The 12,670-nt window shown below is 35.1% G+C and carries 12 protein-coding genes and 1 pseudogene; 9 read left to right on the top strand and 4 right to left on the bottom strand.

Annotated features, from left to right (window positions below):
- Positions 1-213: 213 nt before the first annotated feature.
- The 8 genes and pseudogenes from PTT44_RS03960 to PTT44_RS16565 all read left to right on the top strand — a co-directional run.
- Positions 214-923, top strand: a pseudogene (locus tag PTT44_RS03960) (IS5 family transposase); the annotation flags it as partial.
- Positions 924-1,345: 422 nt separating this feature from the next.
- Positions 1,346-1,879 (top strand): fimbrial protein, encoded by a 534-nt coding sequence (locus tag PTT44_RS03955; protein WP_168159782.1) that lies wholly within the window; start codon positions 1,346-1,348, stop codon positions 1,877-1,879.
- 77 nt (positions 1,880-1,956) lie between these two features.
- Entirely contained in the window at positions 1,957-2,688 is a 732-nt protein-coding gene (locus PTT44_RS03950) for a fimbrial biogenesis chaperone (protein ID WP_168159783.1), read from the top strand.
- Between the two features lie 66 nt (positions 2,689-2,754).
- Positions 2,755-5,331 carry a fimbria/pilus outer membrane usher protein gene (locus tag PTT44_RS03945; protein ID WP_273795539.1) on the top strand — a complete coding sequence of 859 codons (2,577 nt, stop codon included), beginning with the start codon at positions 2,755-2,757 and terminating at the stop codon, positions 5,329-5,331.
- The gene (locus PTT44_RS03940) at positions 5,328-6,353 is read left to right on the top strand and encodes a fimbrial protein (RefSeq protein ID WP_168159785.1); all 1,026 of its coding nucleotides are present in this window, start codon (positions 5,328-5,330) and stop codon (positions 6,351-6,353) included. The genes PTT44_RS03945 and PTT44_RS03940 overlap by 4 nt, the downstream gene beginning before the upstream one ends.
- A 113-nt stretch (positions 6,354-6,466) precedes the next feature.
- A complete protein-coding gene (locus tag PTT44_RS03935) occupies positions 6,467-6,754 on the top strand; it encodes a hypothetical protein (RefSeq protein ID WP_168159786.1) in 288 nt (95 codons plus the stop codon).
- A 291-nt stretch (positions 6,755-7,045) separates the two neighbouring features.
- Positions 7,046-7,492 carry a recombinase family protein gene (locus tag PTT44_RS03930; protein WP_337960666.1) on the top strand — a complete coding sequence of 149 codons (447 nt, stop codon included), beginning with the start codon at positions 7,046-7,048 and terminating at the stop codon, positions 7,490-7,492.
- A complete protein-coding gene (locus tag PTT44_RS16565; RefSeq protein WP_337960667.1) occupies positions 7,471-7,626 on the top strand; it encodes a helix-turn-helix domain-containing protein in 156 nt (51 codons plus the stop codon). The genes PTT44_RS03930 and PTT44_RS16565 overlap by 22 nt, the downstream gene beginning before the upstream one ends.
- A 744-nt stretch (positions 7,627-8,370) precedes the next feature.
- Here the strand turns inward: PTT44_RS16565 and PTT44_RS03925 are convergent.
- Genes PTT44_RS03925 through PTT44_RS03915 form a run of 3 tightly spaced genes read right to left on the bottom strand, consistent with a single transcriptional unit; the run spans position 8,371 to position 10,570 of the window.
- Positions 8,371-8,784, bottom strand: a complete 414-nt coding sequence (locus PTT44_RS03925) for a hypothetical protein (protein WP_168159787.1) — start codon at positions 8,782-8,784, stop codon at positions 8,371-8,373.
- A complete protein-coding gene (locus tag PTT44_RS03920; RefSeq protein WP_168159788.1) occupies positions 8,777-10,195 on the bottom strand; it encodes a hypothetical protein in 1,419 nt (472 codons plus the stop codon). Before PTT44_RS03920 ends, PTT44_RS03925 begins: the two co-directional genes overlap by 8 nt.
- 9 nt (positions 10,196-10,204) lie before the next feature.
- Positions 10,205-10,570 carry a hypothetical protein gene (locus tag PTT44_RS03915; protein ID WP_087014193.1) on the bottom strand — a complete coding sequence of 122 codons (366 nt, stop codon included), beginning with the start codon at positions 10,568-10,570 and terminating at the stop codon, positions 10,205-10,207.
- An 87-nt stretch (positions 10,571-10,657) separates the two neighbouring features.
- Here PTT44_RS03915 and PTT44_RS03910 point away from each other — a divergent pair, with 87 nt between their 5' ends.
- On the top strand, positions 10,658-11,356 hold the full coding sequence (locus PTT44_RS03910; protein ID WP_168159789.1) for a hypothetical protein: 699 nt from the start codon (positions 10,658-10,660) through the stop codon (positions 11,354-11,356).
- A 167-nt stretch (positions 11,357-11,523) separates the two neighbouring features.
- On the opposite strand, the gene PTT44_RS03905 is transcribed toward PTT44_RS03910, so the two are convergent.
- Positions 11,524-12,599 (bottom strand): IS3 family transposase gene (locus tag PTT44_RS03905; protein WP_168159001.1). Its coding sequence is split into 2 segments (ribosomal slippage): positions 11,524-12,347 and positions 12,347-12,599, totalling 1,077 coding nucleotides; the frame shifts between segments, so codons are not numbered across the junction.
- Between the last annotated feature and the right edge of the window lie 71 nt (positions 12,600-12,670).

Here is a 12,670-nt window from a genome sequence, read left to right as displayed (position 1 = left end):
AAACAAGGTAGGGCCCGTTATCGGCTCACTCATATGTTGCTCCTATTGTATTATTAGGTTTATTATTTTCAGCCATGTTTTTGTGATAATCGCTTAGAACTTTAAAACCTACCGATTCAATAGCATAATGCTGCTCGTAAGGTATCATTCAGCACTATAATTCTGAGATGAATAAGCTTATAAAATCTATCGTACAACCACTGGTCTTTTTATATCCAATGCTATTTGATGATCAAATCTCTATTTCGATTGTATTTATGCATGCTGACAGGCCTTGTTCAAAGCATGATTAGACTATCTGGTTTTAATTGGACAGCTCCGGACTATTCCACCCTTTGCAGAAGACAAAAGTACATTGATATTGCAATTAACTATCAAAAATGTCGTGATGGGTTGCATCTAATCGTAGAGTCAACTGGTCTGAAGTTTTTAGGTGAAGGTGAATGGAACCGTAAGAAACATCAGTCTGAATATCGTCGTCAATGGCGCAAGCTTCATATCGGCATAGATACTAAAATCCTGCAAATACGTGCTGTACAACTTACGAAGAACAATATGAGTGATGCACAGGTACTTGGTGATTTACTTGGTCAGATTCCATAAGATAAGCAGATCGACTTCGTATATACCAATGGAGCTTATGATACCAAGCAGTGCCATCAGGTAATTTCGGATCGGCAAGCACATGCAATGATTCTACCTAGGAGAAATGCGAAACTCTGGAAAGATACAAAGACTTGCTCATTAGAGCAAATGAGCTACTGCGGACAGCTGAACATTTAGGAAGAACAATATGAAAAAAATGGGTAGGTTTTCATCGCCGAAGTTTGGTTGAAGCCAAGATGGATTGCATCTATCAATTTTTAGATTATGTTTATTTCAATTCAATTTCCATTTTTATATCAACTCAACTTCATAAGTGATATTCATCTCTTCAGATCACTCTCCTAATGACTAATCTCCATAAACAGCCACACTTAAAAGTCGATGTTAAGTAAGAACAGCTAGAATTCGCTTAAATTTTAAGCTTTTCAAATTCAATTTTTAGCTATTTCAATAAGAAATGTATAATTTTTTTATAAAAAAAGTGTGACAAATATTAAGAATAAAAAGAACGAATATTTGACCTAAATGAATATATAAAAACTGCTAAGTCACTATTATATTTAAGAAGATATTTATTGTAATTTTTTGTCAATTTATATGCTTTTAATTAACTGTGTAAATTAAACATATTTTAATTAATATGTGACATAGTTTGCATTTATATTTTAGTTTGTTATAGTTTGCGCACCAAAATGGTACATTATTAACAATTATCCACATCTTTTTTGGAAGATTTTAAATGAAAAGTATCGCAATTATCGCAACTACAACTATATTAGCTATGAGTGCAGCAAATGCAGCAGATGGCACAATTACGATCAACGGATTAGTAACAGATAAAACATGTGACATCGTTACTCCCCAAGGTAAAGACTTCACTGTAACTTTACCTACTGTTTCTCGACAAACCCTTGCTAAAGTTGGTGACGTAGCTGGCCGTACTCCGTTCACCATTCAACTCGATAACTGTTCAGAAGGTAAGGTAGCGACTTATTTTGAACCAGGTGCTACTGTTGATTTCTCAACTGGCCGCCTAAATAACCAAGATGCTAGTGGTGCGAAAAACGTACAAGTTCAACTTTTAGGTTCAAATAATTTATTCATTCCATTAAAAGCTGCAGGTGCAAATGGCGCTCAAGAAAACTCTCAATGGGTTGATGTTGCTGACCAAGGTTCTGCAGACTTGAACTACTATGCTGAATACTATGCAACTGATGCTTCTACGGCAGGCAAAGTAACAACTTCTATTCAATATACAATTATTTATCAATAATTTATAGCGTATAGCTGAGAGCTTGTGCTGCTATTTGCATAAGCTCACTTGTTAAGATTTGTTTGAGAGAATATATCATGCACTTTAAGTCATCCCTTTTCAAAACTGCACTTTTAGCTTGTTTTATCCCATTTACTGCAACAAATGCCGAGATTATTATTCATGGCACACGTGTAATCTATCCTTCAGATGCTCGTGAAATCACTTTACAAGTGAGCAATAATGGTAACAAACCTGCACTTGTACAAGCTTGGATTGATGAAGGTGATGCGAAAAGTACTCCAGACCAATCTCAAGCCCCTTTTATGATTACTCCTCCAATTTCACGGGTAGATAGTCAAAAAGGTCAAACTTTAAGAATTTCAGCTTTACCAAAAACTGCAAACTTATCTCAAACTCAAGAAACCTTGTATTGGTTGAATATTTTAGATATTCCTCCCAAACCTAGTACAAAAACAACAAATGACGTACCAGATAATTTCTTACAATTAGCAATCCGCTCGCGCATTAAGTTTTTTTATCGCCCAAGTGAAATTAAAGGGGACTCTGGTGCTGCTCCCTCTAAACTTCAATGGACAGTACTAGGCGACCAACTTAAGGTAAAAAATCCTACGCCATTTCATATTACATTGACGTCTATCAATCAGAACAACGCGGGTCAGCGCACAGACTTAATTAAAGAAGGCTTAATGCTAAAACCTTTTTCTGAGGACAGTATCAAGCTAAAAGGAGGCAACACCTCCAAAATGGTCTTCACCAGCATCAATGACTACGGTGGTCGTGTCGAATTGCCAATTCGCGTGCAATAACATTATTCAAAGATAAGTAAATTTACTCAAAAACACACCTATTTCAATTAATAGGCGGACAGTTTCATGCCAAAAAAACAACAAAGTCTTAAATGGGTTAAACATCACATTAGCTACTATATCGCGTTTGGTGTGATCACACTCAGTATGCCCGCACTTGTTCATGCATCTGAAACAGAAGATAAAGCAAATGTTGCAGAAGAAGCAGAATTTGACTCCGCTTTTTTAATGGGTGATGCCAAAAAAATTGATATTGACCGCTTTAAATTTGGTAATCCAATTTTACCTGGTGAATATAGCCTAGATGTTTATGTGAATGATAATTGGTTTGGTAAACATCGTATGGTATTTAAGGCTTTAGATAATAAAGAAAATGCCTTTACCTGTTTTACTCAAAAAAACTTAATTGAATATGGTGTTAAACCAGAGGCTTTAATTCAACAAAATGAAGCACTCAACATCACCCCTTGTCAAAAAATTGAACAATGGGTCGAGGATGCATATTACGAATTTGATCAATCGAAATTGAGAATAGATATTTCAATTCCTCAAATTGTGATGCAGAAAAATGCGCAAGGTTATGTCGTTCCAAGTATATGGGATCGTGGTATTAATGCGGCATTTCTTTCTTATAATGCCAGTGCATTTAAAACCTTTGATCAAATGCAAGGACATCAAGAACGAACCACTGCATTTACTTCAATTAATGCAGGTGCCAATCTAGCAGGCTGGCAATTCCGCCATAATGGTCAGTGGCAATGGCGAGACCACGATCAAGATAATAACGATGCTCCAACAAATAAACAAAGTAGTTATGATGCTGTTAGTACTTATGTTCAGCGTGCTTTTCCTAACTACAGAGCCGTCCTAACTTTAGGTGATAGCTATACTGATGGTGAAATTTTCGACTCATTTGGCTATCGCGGTGCTGACTTCTCTAGTGATGACCGTATGCTACCAAATAGCATGCTGGGTTACGCCCCACGTATTCGAGGAAATGCCAAAACACATGCAAAAGTGGAAGTACGCCAACAAGGTCAACTCATTTATCAAACAACTGTCGCACCGGGTAGTTTTGAAATTAATGACCTTTACCCAACAGGTTTCGGTGGTGAACTAGAAGTATCCATTTTAGAAGCTAACGGTGAAATTCAACACTTTAATGTACCTTATGCATCTGTAGTACAAATGCTCAGACCCGGTATGAGCCGTTATTCAATCACCACAGGACAATTCCGAGATAAAGAGATTGATCTTGATCCATGGATTATTCAGGCCAAATACCAACGTGGCATTAATAACTATATTACTGCTTTTACTGGTATACAAAGTGCAGAAGATTACCGAGCTATGACTTTAGGAAGCGCTTTTTCAACTCCAATTGGTGCAGTTTCGCTAGACGTCACACACTCACAAGCAGATTTCAAAAAACGGGACAGTGAAACAGGACAAAGTTATCGATTAAGTTACAGTAAGCTCATTAACCCAACCAATACTAATTTAACATTAGCAGCTTACCGTTATTCAACCGAGAATTTTTACAAACTTCGTGATGCATTAATGATTCAAAACCTTGATGAAAAAGGCATCAGTTCAAGCCATATTGGCAAACAGCGGAGTGAGTTTCAAATTACATTGAACCAAGGCTTGCCGAATAATTGGGGTAATTTTTATGCTACCGGCTCATGGAGTGATTACTGGAATCGTCAGGAGACAACACGACAGTATCAAGTAGGTTACAGCAATACCTATAGTGCTTTAACGTACGGCCTATCCGCGACTAGACGTACTGTTGAAGACACGGCAACAAAACTGATTACCAATGATACGGAATATATGCTGACCTTGTCACTGCCATGGTCATTCAAGAAGAATTCGGTCAATTTAAACTCAATCACAACTCGTGACAGCACAACGGTCGGAATGAGCGGCCTACTTGGTGACCGATTCAATTATGGGACTTCTATTACGGATACCTATGGTAATAACCCTAGTATGAACATGAATGCCCAATACCGTACCAATTTTACTACAGTGGGTGGCTCATATAGTATTTCTGATCAATATCAACAAGCTATGCTTTCTGCACGAGGCAATATTGTTGCACACACTAAAGGCGTTTTACTTGGTCCAGATCAAGGACAAACCATGGTCTTAGTCCATGCACCTGATGCAGCAGGAGCAAAAGTCAATAACGCAACAGGCCTTACAGTAAATAAGGCTGGCTATGCTGTCATTCCATATGTTACGCCTTACCGTTTAAATGATATCACGCTAGATCCACAGAATATGTCGTCAGATGTTGAACTTGAAGAAACCAGTCAACGTATTGCGCCTTATGCAGGGGCGATTACTCAGGTTAGCTTTGCAACGAAAACAGGTAAAGCTATTTATATTCATGGGCTAACGTCTGACGGAAAAACGCTACCATTTGCAGCTGAGGCATATAATTCAGGCGGAGAGAATATCGGTATAGTCGCTCAAGGTAGCATGGTCTACATACGTACCAATAAAACAGCAGATACGATCACCGTAAAATGGGGTGATGACATCAGTGAGCAATGCCGTATTGAATACGATGTAAGTAAACAAACTTCAAATGAAAAATTAAACATGATTACCACAGAGGGTATTTGTCAATGAAACTTAAAATTGTAAATACACTAGTACTGTTGATTGGCACAGTTTCAATAAGCGAAGTTTATGCCGCTTGTACTCCAGAGAGAGGTTTTAAATCACAAGATGTAAGCATGGCTGTCGGACGTGTGGTTGTAAAACCAAGTGATGCTGTAGGCAGTGTTCTCAGAAAAGTAACCTTCCCTATTTATTCTAATAATTCAACAATAACTTGTGATCGTTGGAGTGCGCCTTCAGATGTTAAGGCAATATTAACTCAACGTTATCCATTAAGTTCTGTCGGTAACTCAGTATATAGTACCAATATTCCTGGCATCGGCATACGACTATATCGTGAAGCCGAAGGAGCTTCAGGCTTCTCAGGCTATTATCCTTATAGCCGAAAACTTGAACGAGGTCGATCATACTCATTGGCTAATGGCTATTTTGTCGTCGAAATTATAAAAACAGCAGAAAACACTGGTTCAGGAACACTCGTGCCAGGCCGTTATAGTAGCTACCATATAGATGAATACCCCAACAACCCGATATTAACCAGTACTGTATACGGCAATGCCATTACAATCGCCTCTTCTTCATGTGAAATTCAAGGAAGTATTAATAAAATAGTGCAATTACCCGTAGTCAATAAAGCTGATTTTAAAGGTATTGGATCTACACAAGGCGAACAGGCTTTTGATCTCAATATTTTATGTAATGGTGGAAAAAACCCGACAGGATATGAAGAAAGTAATAAAATTAGCTTAAGTTTTGATTATACTTCTTTAGCAAATAGTAATAATCAAGTTCTTATGAACACTGCCCCAATTAACACACGTGCAAAAGGTGTGGGTACACAAATCGTTTGGGATTATCAGAAGCAAAACAAAGTAATTTCTAAGGGTGATAAATTAACTCTTGGTACTCTAAGCTCAAACCAAACTCTCCAATACACTATTCCAATGAAGGCGCGCTATTATCAAACCGAACAAACTGTATCACCAGGGACAGTCAGAGGAATGGCAACCGTCACAATAGAATACGATTAATAGAACTACATCACAATTTATAATTTTTTTTTATAAGTTCTGGGTTTTCTTGTTGTTTTTCATAATATAGGCATGTATTTTTTAACTAAGACATCTCAAAATGGGGAAAAGAGATGATGTTAAATAAGTATATACCTATTATTTGCACAGTTTTTTTATGGGGCGGCAGTGAGCTGAGTCATGCACAAAAAATTAATTTTCAAGGCTCTATTTCAGAATTCACCTGTAATTACAACAAACCAAATAAACTTTGTGAAGATATTCAGAAAACGATCGAAAGTATCAAATCCGAAAAGAGTTACCTGAGTAATGAAACTCCAAATAATTCAAATTCTGTTGCTAATATCACGACTAGTCATACAGACAAATCACATAAAGTGATTGTTTTAAGCTATCACTAATTTTTCAGAAGAGTAAACACTATACCCAGCCTATTATGCTAGGTTGACGCAGCAAATCTATATAAATATTAGATTAGCTGCGTTCTAGCTATAAATTTATTCTAGACACCAATGTCGCCAATTAAAATTAAAGCAACAACAATTTCGTTGAATAAGTGTTAAAATTAAAAATTAATAACATGTTTTAAACACTGTTTTATTCATATATCTGTTTTCATCATATTTATTTAATACTTATTTAAGTATAAAATACAAATCAGGACTTTATATTAATTATATTTTGAGGGCTACATGCGTATTTATGGATATTTCAGGGAAAATCCAAATAGATTAAAAAACTTACAGGATAGAATAAATTTAAATAAATTCGGTTATTCAATCCCATCAAATCGTTTGATTATCGAGAATGTGACAGTAGAAACCTCTGTTATTTATAGAGATAAATTTATGGCTCTTATTAACCTAACATTAGAAGAAGGAGACTTACTCATAGTCAAAAGCTTTGACTGTTTAGGAAAGGATTTTAAAGAAATATATAATAGCGTTCATAAAATCTATCAAAAAAATATAAATCTCATATGTTTAGATTACTCTAAATCAGTAATAGAAGGAAGTACAAAACAAAGTTTTATTCATTTTTTAAAACTATGTTTCGATTTTGAAAATAATTTCATATTTGAATCAAAAATCAAACCTTTCAGCAAAAGTGTTAAAAAATTGGACGCCCTGAAAAATTAAATATAAAACAACAAAAGGAAGTTAAAGATAAGTTTAAAAAAGGGTATAGCATTTACTCTATAGCAAAAGAGTACTCTGTCACTCGAACTGTTATAAATCGTATTTTAACGAAGTCAGAAATAGAAGAAAATTAACATAAATTTTAAATAACGCTATTTAAAACCTTATTTCTATATATTTCAAATATCAACAATCTCACTGATAAAATATATTTATTTAAACCATCATTTTTACAATAAAATTATTCTAATCTTAATTAAATGCGTTGAATGGTTTTATCTTGATTCACTTCTTTAATTTTGGAAATACGTAGTAGTCCACCTACTCTCTTTATCTCCTAGATTTACCATTGACACCTTCGACTGGTTAAAAAGAGCAATGTGCTCATAAATAATGATCGAATAACTTTTTAAAGGTGAATTTGAGTATAACCCATTGCTCTTCTGATTTTTAACTTTAAAATGTTTTTCCAGCATAATACTTGCATACTTTAATTATATTGCGTGTGTAAGAACTTTTTTCCATCAATTTGGATTTAATACTAAACTGTAATTGGCAAATATGTTCAGACTCGAACTGGAGACCTCTACGATGTCAAGATGAAGTCAAAACCCGACATAAGCCTTTAGAATATAACAATTTCATTACTTATTTTTGAGCGTATTTTAGTCACTTTCTTACCAAACTAGACCCAATAAAATCAATAATTTAGAGCATCATTTCTCTACAGCTTTTTTAGGCTTTTGCTTCAAATTGCTCATAGGAATTTTGTATTAAAATATGGCTTGTAGTCTTCGATTATTAGATATAAAAAACCGCCCTTTCAGGCGGTCATTTTCACTTCACTAAGTTGTACCTTTGATAAGGTACTATCTTAATTACTTTAAATATAAGTTTATTACACCAATAATAAAAAACCATGAAAATCCAAATATCCATTTTAAATTAGATATATATAACCAAGATTTATATTTTTTAAAAAATGTATCCATCTTTTCATCATTGATAGATGAAAATAAAATTGGAGGATTTGGAAATACCACTTTTCTCTTTAAAATAATTTTTTCTCGTAAAAAACCTATTTGTATAACAATAGGCAAGAAGCTGAGAACCATATAATTACCTAAATCAATCTTAGTAAAATAACTCTCATTATCAAATGATAATTTACATATTCTAGATAAGTTTCTTTTGATATATGTTCGTTCAATCAACATAGAGATTAAATAAAGAAATAAAAATAATATATTTAATATATTAATTACATTATAAAAAAATTGAGAATTACTCATAATATTCATTTACCTGATCTGCTATAAATGTTCCAGCTATATCACCACTAGATTTCCCTATTTCTCCACCAATGTAGCCTCCAGCTGCAACAGCTAAACCAATAACAATTAGCCCTACTCCTCCAGTACCAACTCCAATTATTAGACCAACTACCGTACCAGCAGCATATCCTCCCAATGATGCTCCACCGGCACTACCTGCAATCTTTAAAGGTTCTACAATTGAAGCTTTTCTGAGTTCATCATTGTCACCTGATTCATATGCTTTATGAATAGTTAATCCTGCTTCTACGGCATCCATCCCTAAAAAAAGCCAGCCACCTGCTTTGACGGTTTTACTAACTTTTCCTGCATCATTAATATTATTTAGATATCCATCTAAACCACCTTTATAGTTTTGTCCACGAACAAATGCTGTTTGGTGTAAGTGGCGACGAAGATTCGGAGTTTTTATACCTGTATCGAAATGAAAAATCCTACGAGAATAAGCATTGTCAAAATCTTTAAATAGTTTCTCATTTGCTCTTTTAAATTCAGCGAATTTTTTAGGGTTAGCTAATCTACTATTCTTCGCTCTTTCTACATTCAATTGATTAAGAATTGCACCGTAGTTTTTTAGTACTCGCTCTTTAGACGAATCTGCTAAATTAAAAGCACCATCTAAAGTGGATTTTATTGCTGATCCATTTATGTTATCTGCATATTTCTCAGTGAAGTCCATATCTTCTTCAGCTAATTTTGTTAAACCAGCGTAAGGATCATGAAGTGCATCAAAGAAAAACTCATAATATTCGGCGAAAAATTCAGCATCAAATTTAGGATCTTTAGTAAGGGTATCTAACTTTTTTTGAGCCTCTTTAGCTTGCTGCTTATACTTATCTAATCTTTTACCCTTAGTTACGTTTGATAAAATTACTACTTGCCCTGGATTTAAATATCTCATTGAGGCAAGAGTCCCTAAATGAGTATTATTCTTTTGAAAAATTTCCCAGTCTGATGGTGTTAAAGGGGCTTTAAAAACTTTACCTACTAGTTCTAGAACAGTCTGTTTACTTTTCACCAAATACCATGCTGCTTCATCATCTTTGATATACACATCTTGAATATTTTCAGTAGCTTTTTTAGTTAATGCTTTGGTTAACTTTATTTTAAATAAGCTCCAATTATTCTTACCAGGATATGGCTTGGCCGAAATCGTTTGGATTACCTCTCCACGAAGATAAATCTCATAAGTCAAGGTCGTATTTAAATTGTAAATTTCATACAATTTTGTAAACCCTTTATCATCAAAATTACCTAAATCTGATAAAGTGATCTTCTTACTCTGATTATTTTTAACAATAAACTTGTATTTCAGATCTTTTAGCTTTAGTGGACTATCAACTTTTAGCTCTAATTTAGAATAATGCATATTCTTGTCCTAATTTTCTGATGTTCCACCATCTTCGGCTTCTTCAATTTCAGTATTTAACACTCTTGTAACAATAGTTTTTTGTGTTGATGTAGTTTTTAATTTCATAAGTCCATCTTTGTTTGTTACACCTTTTTGAACATTTCCATCTTCATCGATTAATAAATATGGCTTATTACCCAACACTTCATTATCTTGATTTTTAACAAGATACTGCAAAATATAAGGGTTCTCTTTATCAGGTAGATATGGGACATCATAATCAACATCCGCCCCACTTTTGAATAAATGTTGGCCTGCTTTGGCTTCAAACTTTGCAGGCGTAATAATTTTAATACCATCCTTATTGATGATAATTTGAGAACCACCAGCCATGGGTTTACCTATTTTTTTTCAATTGTAATAAATAATCCAAAATTGGATTAATATAAAAATATAATGATTCAGTGCCTCAGACTAAAAATGACATTCATTGTAGCCATCCAATTAAATGATAGCATCGTTATTACAGCAGACAATAAACATATTGTAATCAATGACATTAGTGAAAGCTGTGAGAAAATAGAAAAGACGGCAAAAATCCATTCTTGGAATGATGGGGTTATCACAGGTACAGGTGAAAGCTATGTCATTCACAGATCAATTGAGTTATTTAAAAAATTAGCATTATCAGATATCACGAAACTTCCCCAATGCCTCGATATATCTAGACAATTTAGAGAGCTAGAAATTGGGAAAAGTTATTTTCAAGTCGAAAATACTAAACTGTTATGTACTAGCTATAGTGAAGAAGGCGCTCAACTTTATAAGATAGAACGCTTTGATCCCTCACAGCCTTATACCTTAACTAAAATCAAGCCGATGGATATTACTATCTGGCTCTTTAGCCCTGATATTGATGCAATTTCAGTTGATCTTAAAAATCTCTATGCAAATCTTAAAGATTACATTGCTTTTCCTACACAAGCAGACTGGATCAATCACTATATCAATTATTTAGCCCCTATCTACCAAAAGCAAAGTCAACAAGATTCATTCATGAGTCAAAGCTTTGATATCTTTTTTCAAACCAAGAATGAATACATATCAGCTCACGTGCCCAACACCCAAAATTCAGTACTCGAATTCAAAGAAATTACCAAAAATTTACAATCTATTTAATATAATATTTTGAAGTTAAAGAGCCCTTCTACTAAAGATTTCTTAGCCCACAATTCTATTTTATCAACACATAAAAAACCGCCCTTTCAGGCGGTCATTTTCACTTCAATAAATTGTACCTTTGGTGCGGTAATCCTCCCATAAATAACCGAAGTTAAAAGTAGAGGTTAAGCAGCCATTAGAGGTGGCCTTCCTTTGTTAGCTTGGTGTGGTCTTTCATGATTGTAATGCCACAGCCAATCAGTTGCGTAATCCTGAACTTCTTCTAACGTATCAAACAAATGCTTGCTCAGCCAACTATAACGTATAGTCCGATTATATCGTTCAATATACGCATTCTGCTGTGGCTTACCCGGTTGAATATATTCAATACGAATACCGTGCTCAATAGCCCAGCGCACAAATTCGTGACTGATAAACTCGGGGCCATTATCACATCGGATCACTAACGGTTTTTCTCTCCACTCCAGCAATTGATTCAACGTACGAATGACCCTAATTGTGGGCAATAAGAACCCTGCTTCAATGGCTAGGCCTTCGCGGCGGTAATCATCAATCACATTCAATAATCGAAACTTGCGACCATCGGAAAGTTGATCATGCATAAAATCCAGTGACCAAACCTGGTTTGCACGTATTGGCTCTTTCAGTGGTTCAGGCACATGTCGTTTTAGTCTTCTTCTCGGTTTAATACGCAGATTCAGTGCCAACTCACAGTAAATGCGATAAACCCGCTTGTGATTCCAGCAGTGACTCTCAACATACCGTAAATACGAGAAGCATAGACCAAAGCCCCAATCGGTATTTTCCTCAGTGAGTTCAATGAGCTGTTCTGCAATGAGCACATTGTCATCACTGAGTCTAGCCTGATAACGGTAGCAGGTTTCACTTATGCCAAATGCAGTGCAAGCTAAACGGATACTAACAGCATGTTGGGCCACTGCCTGTTGAGCCATCTGACGTCGACAAGATGGCTTTACCACTTTTTTGACATCGCTTCCTGAATAATTTCTGCTTTTAATCGTTCTTCAGCATACATTTTTTTTAGTCTGGTATTTTCTGTTTCCAACTCTTTCAGCCGTGCCATCAAAGATGTATCCATGCCGCCATATTTAGCACGCCATTTATAGAAGGTTGCATTACTCATACCATGTTCACGACAAAGGGCCGCAACAGGTGTACCAGACTCCGCTTGCTTCAAGATGGACATGATCTGGCTGTCAGTAAATTTAGATGTTTTCATGCAGAATCTCCTGCTTGTATCTTAAGAGAAAATTCTACTTTTAAATCCTATTATTTTTAGGGGGGATTACC

Origin of the sequence: Acinetobacter sp. Gutcm_16, assembly GCF_028649355.1 — a bacterium.
GTDB classification, from domain to species: domain Bacteria; phylum Pseudomonadota; class Gammaproteobacteria; order Pseudomonadales; family Moraxellaceae; genus Acinetobacter; species Acinetobacter johnsonii.
Note: the sequence above shows the minus strand (reverse complement) of the source record. Positions and strands in the feature narration are given on the sequence as shown.

Excerpts from the sequence above, each read along its gene's own strand:
- PTT44_RS03955 (WP_168159782.1), top strand. The coding sequence starts at position 1,346 with ATGAAAAGTATCGCAATTATCGCAACTACAACTATATTAGCTATGAGT.
- PTT44_RS03950 (WP_168159783.1), top strand. The coding sequence starts at position 1,957 with ATGCACTTTAAGTCATCCCTTTTCAAAACTGCACTTTTAGCTTGTTTT.
- PTT44_RS03945 (WP_273795539.1), top strand. The coding sequence starts at position 2,755 with ATGCCAAAAAAACAACAAAGTCTTAAATGGGTTAAACATCACATTAGC.
- PTT44_RS03940 (WP_168159785.1), top strand. The coding sequence starts at position 5,328 with ATGAAACTTAAAATTGTAAATACACTAGTACTGTTGATTGGCACAGTT.
- PTT44_RS03935 (WP_168159786.1), top strand. The coding sequence starts at position 6,467 with ATGATGTTAAATAAGTATATACCTATTATTTGCACAGTTTTTTTATGG.
- PTT44_RS03930 (WP_337960666.1), top strand. The coding sequence starts at position 7,046 with ATGCGTATTTATGGATATTTCAGGGAAAATCCAAATAGATTAAAAAAC.
- PTT44_RS03925 (WP_168159787.1), bottom strand. The coding sequence starts at position 8,784 with ATGAGTAATTCTCAATTTTTTTATAATGTAATTAATATATTAAATATA.
- PTT44_RS03920 (WP_168159788.1), bottom strand. The coding sequence starts at position 10,195 with ATGCATTATTCTAAATTAGAGCTAAAAGTTGATAGTCCACTAAAGCTA.
- PTT44_RS03915 (WP_087014193.1), bottom strand. The coding sequence starts at position 10,570 with ATGGCTGGTGGTTCTCAAATTATCATCAATAAGGATGGTATTAAAATT.
- PTT44_RS03910 (WP_168159789.1), top strand. The coding sequence starts at position 10,658 with ATGACATTCATTGTAGCCATCCAATTAAATGATAGCATCGTTATTACA.